At 41.5% G+C, this 19,289-nt stretch carries 10 protein-coding genes and 1 pseudogene; 7 read left to right on the forward strand and 4 right to left on the reverse strand.

The window, feature by feature from the left end; translation table 11 throughout:
• Positions 1 to 41 precede the first annotated feature (41 nt).
• Together MTBBW1_RS25060 and MTBBW1_RS25065 are read left to right on the forward strand one after the other, a co-directional pair.
• A complete protein-coding gene (locus MTBBW1_RS25060) occupies positions 42 to 1,163 on the forward strand; it encodes a PP2C family protein-serine/threonine phosphatase (protein WP_080809099.1) in 1,122 nt (373 codons plus the stop codon).
• A gap of 2 nt (positions 1,164 to 1,165) precedes the next feature.
• The gene (locus MTBBW1_RS25065) at positions 1,166 to 1,609 is read left to right on the forward strand and encodes an ATP-binding protein (protein ID WP_080809101.1); all 444 of its coding nucleotides are present in this window, start codon (positions 1,166 to 1,168) and stop codon (positions 1,607 to 1,609) included.
• 387 nt (positions 1,610 to 1,996) lie between these two features.
• Here the strand turns inward: MTBBW1_RS25065 and MTBBW1_RS25070 are convergent, their stop codons facing one another.
• Both MTBBW1_RS25070 and MTBBW1_RS25075 read right to left on the reverse strand, forming a co-directional pair.
• Entirely contained in the window at positions 1,997 to 2,476 is a 480-nt protein-coding gene (locus MTBBW1_RS25070) for a PIN domain-containing protein (protein WP_080809104.1), read from the reverse strand.
• Positions 2,473 to 2,739 carry a UPF0175 family protein gene (locus tag MTBBW1_RS25075; RefSeq protein WP_080809109.1) on the reverse strand — a complete coding sequence of 89 codons (267 nt, stop codon included), beginning with the start codon at positions 2,737 to 2,739 and terminating at the stop codon, positions 2,473 to 2,475. Before MTBBW1_RS25075 ends, MTBBW1_RS25070 begins: the two co-directional genes overlap by 4 nt.
• Positions 2,740 to 3,617: 878 nt before the next feature.
• On the opposite strand from MTBBW1_RS25075, the gene recC reads away from it, so the two are divergent.
• Positions 3,618 to 7,406 carry an exodeoxyribonuclease V subunit gamma gene (gene recC / locus MTBBW1_RS25080; protein ID WP_080809112.1) on the forward strand — a complete coding sequence of 1,263 codons (3,789 nt, stop codon included), beginning with the start codon at positions 3,618 to 3,620 and terminating at the stop codon, positions 7,404 to 7,406.
• 322 nt (positions 7,407 to 7,728) lie between these two features.
• On the opposite strand, the gene MTBBW1_RS25090 is transcribed toward recC, so the two are convergent.
• Together MTBBW1_RS25090 and MTBBW1_RS30245 are read right to left on the reverse strand one after the other, a co-directional pair.
• Positions 7,729 to 9,765, reverse strand: a complete 2,037-nt coding sequence (locus tag MTBBW1_RS25090) for a PAS domain-containing hybrid sensor histidine kinase/response regulator (protein WP_080809118.1) — start codon at positions 9,763 to 9,765, stop codon at positions 7,729 to 7,731.
• A gap of 152 nt (positions 9,766 to 9,917) precedes the next feature.
• A pseudogene (locus tag MTBBW1_RS30245) lies at positions 9,918 to 10,946 on the reverse strand (ABC transporter substrate-binding protein); the annotation flags it as partial.
• 190 nt (positions 10,947 to 11,136) lie between these two features.
• Here MTBBW1_RS30245 and MTBBW1_RS25100 point away from each other — a divergent pair.
• From MTBBW1_RS25100 to MTBBW1_RS25115, 4 genes are all read left to right on the forward strand, one after another.
• Positions 11,137 to 12,618, forward strand: a complete 1,482-nt coding sequence (locus tag MTBBW1_RS25100) for a hypothetical protein (protein WP_080809125.1) — start codon at positions 11,137 to 11,139, stop codon at positions 12,616 to 12,618.
• 140 nt (positions 12,619 to 12,758) lie between these two features.
• Positions 12,759 to 13,823 carry a hypothetical protein gene (locus tag MTBBW1_RS25105; RefSeq protein ID WP_080809128.1) on the forward strand — a complete coding sequence of 355 codons (1,065 nt, stop codon included), beginning with the start codon at positions 12,759 to 12,761 and terminating at the stop codon, positions 13,821 to 13,823.
• A 6-nt stretch (positions 13,824 to 13,829) separates the two neighbouring features.
• The gene (locus MTBBW1_RS25110; protein ID WP_080809131.1) at positions 13,830 to 15,941 is read left to right on the forward strand and encodes a hypothetical protein; all 2,112 of its coding nucleotides are present in this window, start codon (positions 13,830 to 13,832) and stop codon (positions 15,939 to 15,941) included.
• Positions 15,844 to 19,176 carry a coiled-coil domain-containing protein gene (locus tag MTBBW1_RS25115; RefSeq protein ID WP_139786899.1) on the forward strand — a complete coding sequence of 1,111 codons (3,333 nt, stop codon included), beginning with the start codon at positions 15,844 to 15,846 and terminating at the stop codon, positions 19,174 to 19,176. Before MTBBW1_RS25110 ends, MTBBW1_RS25115 begins: the two co-directional genes overlap by 98 nt.
• The last annotated feature ends 113 nt before the right edge of the window (positions 19,177 to 19,289 follow it).

A 19,289-nucleotide genomic window follows, 5' to 3' on the forward strand; every position in this document is an offset into this window, starting at 1 on the left:
TTTCTGGAAAGCTATAGCTTGCGGGTATAATGGTGTTAAAAATGGATATCAAACAACCTTTTACAATTCTTGCAGTAGATGATCATCTGATGAATCTTAAGCTGATTGAAAAATCTCTTTCCAAGGAAGGTTATCGGGTATTGTGCGCTCCGGATGGGCCAAAGGCAAGAGAACTTGCCATTACTGAACTACCGGATCTGATTCTTCTGGATATTCAGATGCCAGGAGAAGATGGCTTTGCTGTCATACGATTTCTAAAGGATAACCCTGCAACGGCATCAATTCCGGTGATTTTTCTCACAGGCGTCAGTGAGGTGCACTCCAAACTAAAGGGGTTTGATCTTGGAGCTGTGGATTACATAACCAAGCCATTTCACAATCTTGAAGTAATTGCCAGGGTTCGTATCCACCTGAAACTCTCCATTGCAACCAATTCTCTTATTGCAGAGCAGGCACATAAACTCCGTCAGGTTGCCGAAGCTCAGGAGTCAATGCTTCCGTTGCCTGAACACTATCCGGATGCAAGGTTCGGAGTATATTACAGAGCACTTGAGGAGGCAGGTGGAGATTTTTATGATATTCTTGAAATTTCTGATCAGATAACAGGATATTTTGTTGCTGATTTTTCAGGGCATGATATCAAGACAAGTTACATGACAGCTTCTGTCAAAGCTCTTCTTGCTCAGAACTGCACACCTGTATATTCTCCGGCAGAGAGTATGAAGATGATTAATGATGTTCTTGTTGAAATACTGCCTGATGGAAAATATCTGACTGCTGTATATGCCAGGCTTAACAGAGGTACAAGAAAATTGACACTGATCAATGCAGGACATCCACCTGTGGTACATGTTCCTCTTAAAGGGGAACCTGTTCTGCTTAGTTCGGACGGAGATGTGCTTGGTATGTTTAAGGATGCACAGTTTGGTATTACCCGTATAGATGTATCACCAGGTGATCGGATATTCATGTTCAGTGACGGCCTTGTGGAGTCTGCGGAAAACAACATTACATGGGCCACAGGTGCAAAGAGATTCCTTGCGGATTTTACAAGTGTTTCAACCTTTTCCATTGAGGATGTTCCCATGAAACTTATGGAAAAACTTTTTGGAACCCAAGAAGTTCCTGAAGATGACATTGTTGTGCTGTGTGTGGAGGTGTGATTATGCCAGAAGCCAACATGTTTGAAATTATTGAAAGCAATGACTCCCTTAAAATTGTATTCAGTTCAACAATGGTTAATATTGATCGTACATGTGATGAGTCTGCCCGTTTTTTGACGAGATGCATCAAAGGGATTTCAGAACATCTTTTTGCAATTCAACTTGTTATGCGTGAAGGATTGACCAATGCTGTGCGTCATGGCAACCAATTGGATGCCGGTAAAATCGTTAAATGTTCGCTGAAAGTTCTGCCAGATCAATTTATACGTATGGAGATAGAGGATCAGGGGGACGGCTTTAACTGGCGCAGTGAACAGGTTCGCCAGATGGATGATGAAGCTGACCATGGCAGAGGCCTTGTGATCATGTCACAATATTTTTCACGTTACTGGTATAATGACAGGGGCAACCGTCTTGTGCTGGAAAAGCAGATTGATATGAAATAGTTTGCCCGTTATTTGGTGTTTTATTACACTTTTGTGGACAACTCTCCCATTTGGGAACTTTTGGATAAGGCTACAAGTGTTGACCTGATTTAACGCATTGAAATAATATGCTATTTTTTATAAATACAAGCGGTTTTTAGCACAAAGAAACAGCGCTGCTAAAAAAGGCTGAATCTCCATTTGTAAGGGCTTTGCCATAAGGGAAGTACTCAAAGTCGAGACATATGATCTTTTAAGCCTTGTCAACACTGTCTGAATCAGGATTCCCAAGATTAACAAGATAAGGCAGGATTATCTATCCTGAGCATCCTATCCATCCTGGTTCAGACAACTGCAATAACTTCTGAAAAAGCAATAAGATGTCGATTTTGAGGAAGTACAATATAATTACAACTCCTGTGCCGCCTGTAATGTGATTTCTATTATTCTCGTGCTTATTCTTATATCATGCTGCAACAACTTGGCTATTAAAGGCTTTACCTCTTTTATTAGCCCCTCTTTTTTGCCTTTTAACAATATTCCCATTGTCCCTATTACTTCAATTTCATTCATTTTTGCGAATCTTCTTGCTTTCAAGTCATCAATTAGAGCAACAGCAGGAAGATTCTCCAATGCTAAAACGATTGTTTCAGCCTCTCCCGCTCCTATATCTGATGACAGAATTCTGACCGCCATTTTGTTCTTCACGTTTTTAGTTCTAACGTGCAAAAACAGTTCAAGCTCATTTGCAAACGGTTTATCTGTCCTCACAACTTCTTGAAACACTGCGGTCGGAGCATAAACCTTTTTATACATTTTTTCGAGGATTGCCAATTTTTCTATAATTGCAAGAGCTATGAGCGGTGAAGAATCTGCAATGACAATCATTTTTCCATTATCCTTTCTGCTTCCTCAATGAAATCATCAGTATCATAGTTTATTGCTGGTATCTCATATTTTCCAAGCTCAAACATAAAATCAATTTTGTTCATCTCTGCAAGCTCTGATGCTTTACCCATTGACAACTTTTGCATTCTGTAAAGTTCCATTGCCGCATACAACTTCATCTTTTTTATAAAATCACTTTTTGTCTCATTTAATGTGTATAGTATGTCTTGTGGTATATTTAATTTCAATTCTGTCATATTCATTTTATTCCATCCTATATTCTCTGGCAAACAGCACAGACTTATCAAAATACAACCTTTCTTTTCGGGTGTTGTTTAAGGATTCAAAATCTTTGGCCTGCACAAGCTCTTGAATCTCTTTTCCTACAAATTTCAGGATATCTATTTTTCGTTATTTCATGTGGTCGGGGAAGTATAATTCAATAATACACCCTTAGATATTTCCATAAAATGGTCAATCGCTCTCTTGGAGAGATATAGAACAAATAGTTAATGTAGTCAATCCGATGAATTATATATCTTCTATTTCCCGAACCGATAATTTTTTACCGTGAAAATGATTATCATTTTTATGTTTGGGGGTGATTGATACGCAATCAATCATGCCCGTTTACCGTGAAAATGACTATTATTTTTATATTTGGGGGGCAATTGATACGTAATTAATCAAGCCTGTTTACCGTGAAAATGACTGTCATTTTCCGGCGCAAGCATACCCATTTTGGGGGAACCTTAATCCGGAAAGTGTAAAGTTGTGAGAGACTCTCAACCAGGCTGCACAAAGAGAGATATTTGAGAATACGGCATCATAATTAAAGCATGTGAACCTGTTTACTCTTTTGAATTCATTGAGTATAATGAAAACAGTGCCGTTAAATTGCATATAACGAACGTGCCTGCTCACAGGCACAATCTAATGAATGAATAGCGTTTTAAAAAACAGTTAGTTACGGAAACTTGCTAATAAACGGCCATCTCAGCCCCCATCTGTCACAACGAACATTGAAACGAAGGGGGGGGGACTTTCCATATCCGCCTTTAACTGGTGCAGAAATGAATTCTGCCCTACTTGCGTTTTTAAAATCAGGCAAAATAAATTTTCAATACCATGGAGTATCAGAATGACGAATGTTGGATTTGCTGAACATCAAAACGACCTTCCTTCCGGTTTTTCCATCATCCACTCCAATCATCTTGAGACTTTGAGAGACGTAATGGTTGAGTGGATAAGAACCCACCCCTTGACTCCACTTGAGAATGAAATATTTCTTGTGCAGAGTAATGGAATGGCACAATGGCTGAAGCTTGGATTTGCCGCTGATGCTGGTTGCGGAATCAGTGCTGCTCTGGATATTCAGCTTCCCGGCAGATTCATGTGGCAGGCATACCGTGCTGTCCTGGGGGATGATGAGATACCTTTATCTTCAGCCTTTGAAAAAGAGCCTCTTGTCTGGCGTTTGATGAGACTTATGCCCGAACTTCTTTCTGAAACCTGCTTTGCTCCATTGCGTAGATTCTTGGAATTTTCGGATATTGAAGATGAGGCGCTTCAATCTGCAAAAGATTTATTAAATGAAAGTGTCATACGTAAACGATATCAGTTGTCGAGAAAACTTGCTGATCTTTTTGATCAATATCAGGTCTATCGTTCGGATTGGCTTGAAGCATGGGCTGATGGAGATGAGTATCTTACAAACAGCAGAGGTGAAAGATTTGCGCTTCCTGAAGAGCAGTTGTGGCAGGCGCGTATGTGGAGCAGAATCAGGGAGGATATGCCAAATCATCTGCGTCATACAAGTCGTTCCGAAGTACATAAAAAATTTATGAATGCAGTAAAAAAACTTTCATCAAGGCCACTGAAGTTGCCAAGGCGGGTCATTGTGTTTGGTATTTCTTCATTACCTGTTCAGGTTCTGGAGCTGCTTCATTCACTTTCATTGCACTGTCAGGTGCTGCTTTTTGTCAATAATCCCTGCCGACATTACTGGGCTGACATTATTGAAAATATTGATCTTCTCAAAATCAGGCGCGCACGCCATAGAAGAAAAGAAAAGAGACCGGATGATCTTGATCCTGATATTATGCACCATCACGTAAATCCTCTTCTTGCCTCATGGGGACGTCAGGGGCGTGATTATATTGGTCTTCTTTATGGATATGATACTCCTGAAGCATATCAGGGATCATTTGCTGCAATTGATATCTTTAAGGATGTTGTTGAACATGGTGAAACCCCAACGCCTTTGATGGGAGCGGGACTCTCAGCCGATGGAGGTGCTGTTATAGATGATAAAACCCCGACACTTCTTCAGCAGGTTCAGCAGTCTGTGCTGGATCTTGAACCTCTGCCTGATAAAAAATCAAAAAAAAAGATATCAAAGCGTGACAGATCTGTCATGTTTCAGTTGACACACAGCCGCCAGAGGGAAGTTGAGGTTCTTCAGGACAATCTTTTAAAAATGTTTGAATGTAATCCGGAACTTACTCCAAGGGATATAATTGTAATGACTCCGGATATTGATGCCTATGCCCCTTATATTTCAGGTGTTTTTGGAAATATCTTAAAGGAGGACAATCGCTATATACCATTTTCCATAGCTGATAATCCTGAGAGCAGGGTTGTGCCTTTTCTTCTTGCATTAGAGAGGCTTTTGGGATTGCCTGATTGCAGAATGACTTCCGGAGAGTTCATGGAGCTTCTTGAGGTCAGGGCATTCAGGCAAAGGTTTTCTATTAACTCAGGCGATCTTCCTGTTGTGCAAAGGTGGCTTGCTGATTCAGGTATCTGCTGGGGACTTGACAGTAACCACAGACAGAACTTTGATCTCCCTGGTGGTCTGGAAGAAAATACCTGGCTTTTTGGTCTCAGACGTATGCTTCTGGGTTATGCAACTGGTGCAGGAGAGTCATGGCGGGGTATTGAGCCATATGATGAGATAGGTGGGCTTGAGGCTGCTCTTGCAGGTCATTTGGCATCGGTGATTGAAAGGCTTGTTCTGTTGTGGAAAGAGCTGCAAACTCCGACAACTCCGGAACTGTGGGCATTGAGGATTCGTGAACTTGTTAAGCAATGTTTTGAGCCTTCTGAGAGTCGTGATCTCTTTGTTGTAAATCAGCTCAATGATATTCTGGACAGGTGGATATCTTCATGCAGGGATGCATCTTTTCAAGAGCCTCTCTCCCTCTCAGTGGCAAGGGAGTATATTCTGGGTGAGATGACAGAATACAGTATATCACAGCGTTTTCTTGCCGGAATGGTGAACTTTTGTACTTTGATGCCCATGCGTGCAATACCCTTTAAGGTGGTTTGTCTCCTTGGTATGAATGATGGTGATTTTCCACGATCACATCCGCCCCTTGATTTTGATCTTATGGCCATTCCCGGCTGCTTTCGTCCCGGAGATCGTTCAAGGCGGGATGATGACCGCTATCTTTTTCTTGAGGCTCTGCTTTCTGCAAGGGAAACATTGTACATAAGTTATATAGGACGCAGCATTAAGGATAACAGTGAACGTATGCCCTCTGTGCTGGTGGGGCAGCTTCGGGACTATCTGGAATCAGGATGGAGCTTTGGGTCAGAAGCTGCAGGCGACTTGAGTGACGACATTAAGATTTCAGCCTCTGTTCTGGAGCATATCTCCTGTCAGCATCCTCTTCAGCCTTTCAGCCGTGCTTATTTTAATAGCAAGAAACCAGATTCTCTTTTTACATATGCCCGTGAATGGAGAGACATTCTGGAATCCGATGGAATAGGGGAGTCAGGCAGTAAGGGTGAAACAGGGGAATCTGGCAGGAAGGGAGAATCAGCAGAGACGGGCAGGGGAGTAGAAACAGAAGATTCCGGTGCAATATTGAATGGGATTGAAGAAACCAGAAGATGTGGAATGAAAAACAGATCTTTGCCTCACCCACAGTTTGAAGGAGATCTCCAGGCTGCCGGCTTAATAAGATTTATGAAGAATCCTGTGCAGTTTTTTTTCAATCAACGCCTAAAGATCTATTTTGATGATGTCAGATCAAGTGATATTGAGAATGAACCTTTTGCGCTTGATAATCTCTCTCCGTTTCAACTGGGTTCTATTCTTTTAGGACAAGGGGTTGAAGCCTGTACACCTGTTAATCCTGATATCAAGGCAGCTCAAAGGGCAATACTCAGTAGCGCACAAAGTCTTCTTCGCACAGGCTGTTTGCCAATGAAAAGTGGTGGAGTTCGGGCGTTAAAACAGCTTGTTGAACCTGTTAACGTCATGCTGGAAAATCATTACAGACTCTGCATTAACTGGCCACAACCATGTGATGCTCTGGAAGTGCGACTCCCTTTTTCATTTAATGGATGTGGCTGTGATACCCTTGAAGACTGGCTTGACAGACTTTTTTGCAAGGAACAAAAATATGGGCGATGGGAGTTCTATCATGGTAATATTACAGATGGCAGGGGGAAAATAACCCGCCCATACTCATTTGTGGGGTTATGGGTCAAACACCTTGAAGGTGCTGCATCCGGTTTGCCATTGAAAAGTTATCTTGTTGCTCATGATGCTGTGGCAGGATTTTTACCCGTTGAAAGTGAAATGGCAAAAAAATGGCTTCTTGATATTATTGGATTGTGGTGGCAGGGAATGTCGTTGCCTCTTCCTGTAACTGCAAGGACAGGCATGTTGTGGCAGCAGGCCTTTGCAGGAGGGCAGGGTGATGATCTTGATCCTGAAAAACATGCAAAGGTATTGAAAAGTGTACGTAAAAAATATGAGGGAGATGGCTATGCCTCTTCAGGAGAGCTTGGATTTTCTCCATATCTGAAGCGTGTTTATCCCGATTTTGAGTCTCTGTGGAGTGCCTTTGATAACAGTTTTGATGCTATTTCTGAAAAACTTTACAGGCCATTGTTGAAAAATTTGCAACTGCATTGAACAGCTATTTAATGGGCACTGCAAATATCCTATTGAGGCAGAAGTCTTTTACTTTATGACTACATATAGGGCTTCCTTAAACTCAAACGGCAGATATACTCAAAATCGACATCTTATTGCTTTTTCAGAACTTATTGCATTTGTCTGAATCAGGATAACCAGGATAACCAGGATAACCAGGATAACCAGGATGGATAGGATGTTCAGGATAGATAATCCTACCTTATCTTTGTTAATCCTGGGAATCCTGATGCAGACAGTGTTGACAAGGCTTACAGGAACATAGATGACGACTTTGAGTATTCTTAAAATCGAAATCTTATTAACTGTCCAGGATATCACTCCTATCCAGGATATCTCTGATTTTTTCTGATAACTCATTCATGGAAAAAGGCTTCATAAGAAAAGCTTTAATGCCAATGGAAAGGGCATCGTCTTCTGATATATTATCACTGAATCCGGTACAAATAAGTATCGGGATGTCAGGACGGATTTTCAGCATCTCAATTGCAAGTTGCTTACCCGACAATTTCGGCATTGCCATATCAGTTATTATAAGGTCAAATTTTTTACTGTCAGACCTGAAATCGTCAAGTGCTTCAAAGACACTTGTATGGGATGTGACTTGATATCCCATTTTTTCAAGAATTGGTTTTTCCATTTTGATAATGGACTCCTCATCATCAAGAAGCAGTATCTTTTCTGTGCCATATCTTAACGTTTTCTTGCTGTTCTCTATTTTTGTGTCTGAAAAGTTTTCTGCTATGGGTAGATATATAGAAAATACCGTTCCTTTGCCTGGTTTGCTCACTACCTGAATGTCTCCACCTGCGTTTTTGACAATACCATGTACAACTGAAAGGCCCATTCCTGTGCCTTTACCCTCTTTTTTGGTTGTAAAGAAGGGATCGAATATTTTTGTAATTATCTCTTCAGGAATGCCTTCACCTGTGTCTGACACCGTAAGGCAGACATATTGTCCCGGGGGAAGGGCAGGAGCATTAATATTGAAGCCATGCAGAATCTCGGGAGTATCGGTTTTGAAATCGTGCAGAAGGTCAGGAGAATTGCTTTTGAAGTCGTTCTGAAGGTGAGGAGTATCGCTTTTGAAGCCATGCAGTTGAACCTCAGAAAGTGTAACTGTCATTTCTCCTCCTGTCTCCTCCATTGCATGAAATGCATTTGTGGTAAGATTCATGATGATCTGGTGAATCTGCGTAGGATCAGCCTTAACAGCCCTGCAATCGGAATTGATATTGTGCTTTATCTCTATTGTGGCAGGAATTGAACTACGGATAAGTTTTAAAGCCTCTTTGGCAATGTGCTGTATTTTTATCAGTTTGGCTTCGCTGCTCTCCTGACGTGAAAAAGTCAGTATCTGCTTTACCAGATCCCTTGCCCGAATGGAGGCTGAAAATATCTGATCAAGGCTCTCTCTCAAAGGGTTTTCCTGGGGGATATCATCCATCAGCATCTCTGTATGACCCATGATCGGGAAAAGAATATTGTTAAAATCATGGGCAATACCTCCTGCAAGGGTGCCTATGGATTCCATTTTTTGTGACTGCTGATATTGTTCGGCCATTCTAAGCTCTTCTGTGATGTCCCTTTTGACTGCAACAAAATTGCTTATGGCTCCGTTATTTTCAAATACAGGAGAGATGGTTGCCTCTTCAGTAAAAAGAGTCCCATCTTTTTTGCGATTGATGATTCTGCCCTGCCATGTCTTTCCTGAAAGAATGGTTTGCCACATGTCACGGTAAAAAATTCTATCGTGTTGTCCGCTCTTTAAAATTTTCGGATTTTGACCCATGGCCTCTTCCCTGGAGTAACCTGTTAGTTTTTCAAACACCGGATTGACATACTCTATATTGCCATTAATGTCAGTGATAACAATGGTTTCGGCAGAGTGTTCAATGGCTGTCAAAAGCCTTTCAAGAGCTTTTTTTGCCATCTCTCTTTCTGTGACATCTCTCGTAATTGATAAAATAATATTCTCATCATTAAGATTCAGTATGCGTGCCGACATAAGTCCGATTTTTATCTCACCATTTTTTGCCCTGAACTTTGCTTCCAGATTTTCTACAAAGCCTTTTTCTTCAAGTTCTTTTCTCAGGATAGCTCTGTCTTCGGTATTGTTCCAGATTTGAAGCTCAATGGATGATCGTCCCACTGTCTCTTCACGGGTGTAACCCATAAGATTTGTAAAACCTTCATTGATATCAAGGTATATGCCATCTTCAAGTCTGTTGATATTAATTGCATCAGGACTTGTAAGAAAGGCAAGCCGGAATTTTTCTTCGCTTTTTTGCAGTTCATAATGCGCTTTTTTAAGTTTTCTTTGGATCTTCTTTGGCATAATATATTCCAGGATAGCAGAAAAATTGTGGTTAACAGCAAAATAAAGATAACAACAAGCCTTTGGATATATGGCCTGTTTTCTTTGTAAAATGCATAAGGCTCATTCAAGATTATTGACTTTGCAGGAAGTTGATCGCTTTTTATATTAAAGGCTTTTAACTGCTGATAGTCAAAAATCCAGGTGTTTGGGCTTTTAGTTGTAACGGGAATCATCTTCACAGGTTTGCCTTGTAGAATTTCCAGAACAATTTTTGCAGCTTCTTTGCCCTGTTCTTTATGGTTGATGATTTTTCCGCCAATTAACCCCTTGCCCATTCCATGGTGCCAGAGATGAAACAGAGGAATTGATAATTTTTGTTTGATTCTGGAGAGAGCTTCTTCAAAACCAAGTACTGTACCGTTTTTGTCCTTGTAGGTAGATAAGAGTATTGCAACGTTTGTTTTGTCAAGGCCGGCAAGTGCGTTTTCATACTCTTCCCATGTCATGGATACAAGTGAAAGCTCTGAAAACTCATGATAAGGAAAATAAGATGCACACCTGTAGAAGTGCTTCAAATCTGCCTGACCGCTTGGTGTATTATCCACAAGTGCAACAATTTTGGTAGCATTGGGTATAAGTTTAACCATGCATCCAATGGTCTCCTTCATTGATACAGATTCAATCACGCCTGTTATCTGGGTGTTGCTGTTCTGTTCCAGTGCAAGATCAATATTGTTGACCCCAAGGAAAACAATGGGAATTTCTTTAAACATCTTTTTTTGCTGGCTGATTGCAAACATGAATGCATTGTCATCAGCAACAATTACAGCATCATATTTTGCTGTATGGTTGATTTTATAGGAAAGTGATTTCTGAAAATTTTCAATGTTGGTTTCATCCGGAAATCTTTTGGTATCCATAAATTCAATATCCATAAAAATATCATGGTTCCGGAATATGGATTGGATACCTTCAATCTGCTGATTGAAGGTTGGAAATAGAGGATGGTATGAGCTTATGAAGAGAACTGTTTGGGGATTTTTGGCAAACACATTGACAGGGAAAAAGAGACATACAAACAAAGAAGCAAGGGCAATGGCGCAAAAGAGGGGGGCAGCCATGGTTGTTTTGGCATTAATTATTGCAATTCTCATGGAGTATGCCTGTTTGCATCGTCTTTCTGATGGCGTTTTTGTCATTGAGTCTCCTGTGCAATTTTATGAGTTTTTTAACTGACTCAATAGATTATGGCTTTCAGACTAAAATGTTACACAGATGCACTGCATCAATATTCATCTTTACAATTCTCACGGATATTGGTAGTTTCCCCATTTTTGCAAACTGCTGTTTAAGATTATTTTTAGCAATTAAAGTATCTGGAGAATGTCGTTGGACTGGGTAAGTCTTTTAAAGTCAACAATACGTCTTGGACATGTCTATGAGCTTGCCCGAACACCCGGGTCAGAGAGCACGTCTGTTGGAGAAGAGAGCCGATTTAATAATGCAACTGGCCTGTTCTATATGGTATCCTGCCGCCTGCTTGAATATCTTCAGAAGCGTGATATGGAAACACCCATGGGATTTCATTCCATAACACCATTTTATAATGAACTGGTCAAGGATTTCCCTCAGTTTTCGCTTGCAGATATCAAGTTTATTGTCAACTATCTATCCACTGAAATAGAACTTAAATTTCCGGAAGCATCAAACACTGCTCCTTCAGAAAATTCGGGGCATCTATCAGCACCTGCAATCCAAGGAAATGAACATACCGCAATTCAAAAAAATGAACATGTGGCTTTCCGTGGTGCCACAGGTGTGAAAAACCGTTTGATCAAGGCAGAGACACCTTTGCTGGAAAAGACCAGGGCAGGCTACAGGGTCAGGCTTTCAGCCAACGGAAGGACAACAGTAAATCTCTCCTATAACATTGAGGAGATTCTTTACGCAGAACAGAGTGCACGAAAGCTTATAAGGGCCATTGAAATTTCAGATTTCAAGGGTTTTGCAGCTCTTTCCGAGAAGCTTGTTCATGAGCTTTTTACCAAATCCTACGAGATAAGAATCCTGATGGAGACCACAGGACGGGATGATCTAAGACGTGAATATGAACGAAAACACGGATTTTACAATGATACCCTTGAGAAGGTTCGCCTTACCATAGAGGAGCTGCATGACACTCTAAGGGATGATAAAACCATCAGCAAGATAGAGCAGTTCATTGAAGAGAACCAGGCAGACAGCTATCTTGTATATTCACTTAATGCAAAGCTGGAAAGGATTAATGAGGCACTTCTTGGTTTTCAGGCCAATCTCTCAGAGCTTTTGAAATCACTGCTTCTCCATACAGAAGAATTTGTTGCAAGCGTTAATTTTATGAATATAGCAAAAAACATTCTTAAAGTTGGAATTTCAGACAGAAAAATTGAGTCCATACTGGATCTTAACGGTGCCTGGATTCCCACCAACAGTGTTGCAAATCCGGTTGATATCTACAAACCCATTGATCTGCCTGCTGGCCCTTCCGAAGAGATACCGCTAACTTTTGACATGCAGGATGGCGAGGTTGTGGTGACTCGACTGAAACGCTTTTTAAATCAGAATCGTGATATGATTGTGGAGCGCCTTGACAGTGAAAAGCAGATTCCTCTTTCCGAGATTATTAAGGATCCCCTGTTTGCAAATGATGACATAGAGGATCTTACAGCTCTTGTGGGCCTTTTTATCAACCCCCAGCCCCTTGATATTCCCATGGTGATTGCAATTGATTCAGAAAAGCTTTCTTCTTTTGATATGAATGGATGGCACATTAAATTTAACGATCTTGTACTTCAGCGTGCACCTGAACAGATTGATCTTTTTGAAAAATAAAATAACTAAAGGCATCCTTCATTTACCGGCTACACTTTCTGGCAAACCATGCCCGTTTTTCAGAACTCTTAATCCAGAAAGCGTAAAGCACTTTTGGGATGAAATAAAGGATGCCCAAATCAACAAGGACAATATATTCAATGTTTGAAGATCCACAGCTTCTTGGCAAGCTTTACGGATATCTTATCACCCATAGGATTTTAAGAACCCGTGTGGCGGATAATGAAAAATTTTTTCCTGAAGAAAAAGAGCTTGCCCAGGCATATAAATCCGTTGACAAACACTCCAAAATTGCCTTTGAGGAGTTCCTGGCAGGTTCCGGATTTAAACTTGTGAGATACGATGCTTTTTCATATCCGGGTCTTCCCCAGGGAAGTACATGTTATGTTCTGATACGCAACAGCATGGAAAATGTTCCCCAGTGGTTAAAGCCCTCTGATATCTATGATGTGGTAATTGCAAGAAAGGGTCATAAGAGTAATACCCAGAGGGTGTTGAGACTGTGGTTCTTTTTTATATGGCTTAACATGCTCTCCATTTTGTATAAAGGAAACCGGCCTCTTTCTGCCATAAGTGACTCAGGACGGATGAGTTTTTCCGATGACACTCTCATTAAGCAGATAACAGATTTCATTGAGATTGAGGTTCGTCAGAAAGATGATGCTGATGCATGTGATTCCTTCATAAGAGAGGTTTTGCTGGCGGACAACCCCCGGGATCTCAGGAAAAGAGTGACAGGTTTTCTGGATTTCATGACCAGGATCTCTTATCTTTCGCGTTACAGGTTTGAGGGGCAGAATATCTATACCCAGACCCTTGTCATGGCCTCTGAGATTGCATCGGGCTATTCGGACTGTTTTGCCTATCTTGTCAATGAGTTGGAATCAGATGGTACTGCATCCCGTGGTGGTTTGGATGGAAGCCGTGGTGGTTTGTATGGAAGCCATGGTGATTTGGACGGAAGCCATGGTGGTTTGGATGGAAGACATGGTGGTTTGTATGGAAGCAGTGGTGGTTTGGATGGAAGCCGTGGTGATTTGGATGGGAGTACCGGAAAGGGGAAAATAGATATAAATCAGGGTATCAAAAATGAGTTCAAGTCTCGTTATTTTGCCGACTATTCAGAAGGAAATGGTGGCAAAGAGGATTCAGCGGCTTCGGGCGGTAAAGATTTGTTCGATAGTGATAATGTAGTTGAGGAGTAATATTTAATGTCTCTGATTAACCGGATTGAATTGAGTAATTTTCTGCTTGGAGCATCAAGAACAGCACATTACCGTCATGCCATTTTTGATTTTGAAGGTAAATCCACGGCTGTTGTTATGGGCAATGGTGGCGGAAAAACAACCATAAACAATGCACTTGTGGGTATGATGTCCAGAAACAATGCCCTGATAGGCAAAACAAGGGCATTAATGGCCATTCCTGGAACCGGCTCTGTCTATTCTCATATTCGTATTGAGTTTATTGTGCCGGATGAAGAGAGCAGTCGCCAGAACAGCCTTCCGGGCTTGTCATCTGTTATTACAGGGGAAAAATGGGTATTTGGAATATGTGGCTATTCCGGTGATAATGGAATGCTTTACTATTACTACTATCCTGGTGTGCTTGAAGATAGCGCTGTAGTCCAGAAAAATGGAGATGCTTCTGAACAAAGAACTCGTTCGGAAAAAGGAAATGATTCAGACAGGGCAAACAGTGAGGAAAAAAAAGATAACCCAGGCAGTGATGATGGAAGATACTCTTCTGATAACTCTTTGACCCTTATAAGCAATTCCAGATTCAGGGAAAAAATAAAATCTATTCCAAGGGCAAGAATAGGAAGACCAATTCCAAGGGATGAGTGGCTTCAGGCAATTCACGAGCATATATCTCCCCAGCAGGTGGAGCAGCATCGCCATTTCCAGACAGCAGGTGGCGGAGATAAATCAGCTGATCTGTACAAAACCAGCAGGGTTCCCCATGAGGCTTTCCATCAGACATTTTTTTATGAACATATAGCACCTCAGCTTACCATGGGTTCTGCCCTTGATTTAAGGGAATCTGCCCACATAGGTGGAGAGGATGCGGTGCATGGAGAGTATTTTCTTGATGAAAAGATCCTTGATATCTCCCTGAGCATAATAAATACCCAAATCCAGGCACAGAATAAAAAAGCAGAGCTTCACAAGCAGGAAAAAGCAATTGATCTTTTAAACATACTTGCAGGGGTTGTGGATGATATCTCTAATGCCGGGACCTCCAGAGAGGAGCTTAGAAGTGCGGTTGAGGAGACTGCCGCATTTATGAAATATCTTGTCCATGATCATCCCCTGCCAGGTATTCCTGTTGTCGTGGAAACCGGAGTTGAGATCATTGATGCTCTTGTCAGGGAGATGGTTATTGTCCCGAACATGAAACCTGTCTTCATGATTCGTGATAAAGGTATAGAAACCTTGACAGGACAGGCGGTTAAAAGGGTTAACGAGCTTGCCCAGCGTTGTGGCATAAACGGTGCGCAGCCATCCCAGGTTCTTGAAATTACAGGTGGTATGGAGAGCGTAAAAAACTTGGTCCGGGGTAAAAATAAAAAATATCCGGGCAGGCTTTACTCCCTTGATCACTGCCTTGCCATGCTTGAGCGTGCATCCATGAAGTTTCTCTGCGGCAGTGATAATGAGTCTGAAGAGATTCGGGATTCAATGAAAAAAGCAGTTGAGCGGGCCTTTGACCATTTTGAATCCAAAGTTGATACAAGTTTTTTCAGAAAATCCCTTAAGCAGATACAGCGAAGGATTGCCGAGATTGCTGTCTCTGCTGAGCATCTTGCTGAACAGATACGAAGGGATGAGGCACGCAAGATGGATATAGAGAGCAATCTTGCGACTTTCAGGTCAGATCAGAGATGTTTTCTGGATCTGGAACAATCAGGACTTTTTTCCAGCCTTGAGCTTGAACACCCTGGTTCCTGTAAGACAAATCTCAAGGTTGAGCAGGAGAGCCTTCAGACAGAGCTGTCAGACAGTGTAAGCCGTGAGGCCCTTCACAGGGCTGTTTTTGCAAAATGGCAGGGGTTCAGGGAGAGTTCTCCCCATGAATCCCCTGTTGATGCACTTGCCCGAATTGAAAAAGAGGAAGATGCCCTGAAGGCACGAAGAAACCGTTTGAAGGAGCAGGCGCTTTCCGTCAAGTCAAGGATTGCAGATACTGTTAAAACAATCCATGAACTCAATGATGAGATTGAGATTGAGCGAAATTCCCTTGCCAGGCTTGAGCCTATGCATCAGATTCAACTTAAATTCATGGAAAAGTGGCCGGAAGAGGCTCCTGAAAAAAATCCTTGATATAATAACAGAGCAGGAAAGAGCGTTGCTGGCTGATATGGAGGATTGCAAAAAGACCCTTCATACACTTAAGTATGAGAAAATAGCAGTTGAAAAATCCCTGCAAAAGGTTTCACGGGAATATGAAAGTGTTAACCGCAAATTCCAGACACTGTCTGAATTTTACCCTGCATATGAACAGATGGTGAAAACATGGCCGGAAGATGAAGTCACAGGGCTTGAGGACAGGATAAGGGGCAGCCGTTCAGCATTTGAAAGCAGACTTAAGTCAATAAATGCAGAGATTGCAAGGCTTGAAAATCTTTACCAGAAGGAGTTGATCTTTAAAAAAGATGTTTCGGAACTTCATCCCCAAAAATGGATTGATGATATTGAAAAAGAGCGGGAAGCACTCTATAGCAGACGAAGCGATCTTGCAAGAATCCTTGCATCCCTTGAGGTTGAGCATGAGCTTCTTTTGAACAGAAAAATTGCACCTGCAAGGATATTTAGAGATGCCTTTGAGCTTATACCCTCTGATATCAAATGGAAATCTCTCTACTCTTTTATTATTGACTATAATATTGATAATAAAACAACAGAGAGATATCTATCCCTTTTTTCCTCATTTTTATTTGCGCCTGTTGTCTCTTCAACCAATGATGCTGCCTTGCTTCTTGAGCTTTTTGAAAAGGGTTTCATTGTTGAAAAGGCTTTCACTGATAATACTTCTGTCGGGTCCGCCGGACATGATGGAGCGCAGGTGACCGCAATCGACAAGCCAGGACGTTTAGTCGGTTCTGCCGGATATGATGGAGAGCCATTGCCGGTTCCGGTTTTTCTTGAAAATGAACTTGTAACCTTTTTTCGTGACACTCCGGCAGAAGAGCTTTTTGTGTGCGATAAAACCCATGTGGTATCTCATCTTTTTACAGGCAGAAAAAACGAGATTATTGAATGCATTCTCGATCCTGAAGCAATTGTCAGAAAGCGTATTGCTATTCAGGAGCGAATAGAGTTAACCCGCGGTGAAATATCTTCAATTCAGGTTCGCCTTGATGAAATTGCGCCTGACAGTGAAGTTATAACCCTTGCTTTTCAGGCCATTGAGTCAATTGAAAAGGGGGCAGGGGAGGCCATTGAAGTTGCAAAAAAAGATGCAACTGACCTTCTTTCCCAAAAATCTCTTTTTGAGGAAAAGTACCCTGAGTCAGCATATTCAATTTTCAGGGAAGCAGAACAGTTTCATAAAAAAGGGGGAATCAGGGTCTGGGAAGAGCTTCAGGAGTCAGTAAAAAGTCTTGGGGAACAACGTGAAAAGCTCAAGGCAGATGAGAGGGAGCTTGCCGACAGAAGTGCAAGAATGGAAGATGAACATAAAAAGTCCAAACGTCTTTTTTATGATCATAAAGGCAAATATGACACACAAAAGAGTGAATTGCTCTCTCTTATTCAATTCAACAGCTCCGGAGGCCCTGAAAAATATACCAGGCTATTTGAAGCTGTTCGCTTTAAAACCATGGAGCTTGAAGAGTTTGAGGCTGAAAGAGACAGGGAGATGGAGACAGAAGGCAGGCTTGCAAAGGAAAGAGAGCTTGCAGAAGAGCATTTTACAGATACCATGACTGCCAATGTCCCGGTAAAGCAGAGTTTAAAGGAGATTATTCTTTTTGTTAACAGCAATGATTTTGGATTCATGAGCAAAGCTGGAGAAAAGATTGAAAAGATACGGGAAAAAATTGCCACGATTAACAAAAAGCTCAATTTCAGGCTTGATGAAGCACAGCGTTTTGTGGATCACCTTGCCACAAGTGAGTCAGGTGAAAAAGAGCGTATTGAAGAGATAAATCATCTTCTTCAGAAGTCCCGCATGAAGATGGATGAACTCAATAAAAAGAAGCAGTTTCTGATAGACCAGCAGACAGACTTAAGCATTGCCTCTCCCCAGTATGACAGAATTTTATGTCACATTGTTTCACATTTTAACACACCCGGCATCCAGTATAAAAAGGCAGTTCCAAAGGGTTTTGAGTTTCCGGAATCCCTTGCAACAAAAGTCGATAGGCTGTATCAACTTGGTGGGATCGGCGAGATTGTTTCTGAAAAAAGCAGAGGAGATAAGCTCTCTTCTTTTTCAACCCAGGAGATAATTTCCGATATTGACTCCCTCAATGATCATTTTGATAATGTGGGTATTGCATCATTTGCCGACAAAATCAAAAATATGACAAAAAAGATAGACTCCTTTAGAAAACAGTATCGAGAAACCCTTGAAAAAGGGCTTGCAGATCCTGAGATCCCTTTCAGACACTATGAGAAGGAGCACCTTCAGGATACAATGGAGCATCCTGAATATCTCTTGAAAATCAGAAAAACATATTTGGAGATTTATAACAGGGAAAAGGCAAACTACGAGAGGGTGGCAAAAACAGAAGAGGCATTAAGGCAGGGGCTTGCAAAGGATCTTACCCGTCTTACAGATAAGGCACACGATAATTTTATTATTTTGAGAAAGATTCTGAAGCACTACAGAAAATCAAGTGGCGCATCATTTGATGTCAGGGTAACCATTGCCGGTCGGGATAATATTGAAGAAGCCATTGAAGGGCTTATAAAAACTATAAAATCAAGGCATGAGCTATATATTTCCAATGACAGTGAGGTTATTAAAAAAAGCCCTTCCAGGTTGAAGAGGGATGACAGGGAGTATTACGGAGATCTTCGTACCCTTATAAGCCGTGACTGCTACCGCCAGATTTTTCTTAATCCTGAGATCAGGTTTATACATCCCGAGATCCGCAATGGTGTTCCCACAATTTTTGTCAATGATGGCTCCATAAGCAATGGGCAGAAGTCAGCCCTTGCTCTTTTGTGGGTGGTGGCTCTTGCAGATTTTGCAGTGCAGAGAAAGCTTCATGAAGACCGCAGTCGTGGTGTAAGACATCAGGATGGAAGCAGGGTTTCAAGTTTTCTTCTTATTGACGGGCTTTTTTCCCAGCTTTCTGATGAAAATCTTATCTCCCTTAGCATGAAATCATTGCCGGACACAGAGGGAAATTTTCAGATAATTGGCTTTATACACAGCCCCACATATGTTCATCAGCATGACTTCAAGGTTTTTCCTGTGCTCATTCAGGGAGTGCAGCATCAGCAGATAGAAGGGGGACGCAAAGTGAAGTGGGTCTCACTTGAAAAACAGAGCACGACACAGGGACAGATGTTCATGAAAGTGATGGTAACCCGGAGGAACGAGTGATATGTTTGGCATCGAAAGTGCATTTTCAAAGCGAAAAATTAGGGTCCGGTTAATTGTAGAGACAAGGCATGCATTGTCTCTACGTTGCATATAACCCTAAAATTAAGTCTTGA

The organism is Desulfamplus magnetovallimortis (genome assembly GCF_900170035.1).
Lineage (GTDB): Bacteria > Desulfobacterota > Desulfobacteria > Desulfobacterales > Desulfobacteraceae > Desulfamplus > Desulfamplus magnetovallimortis.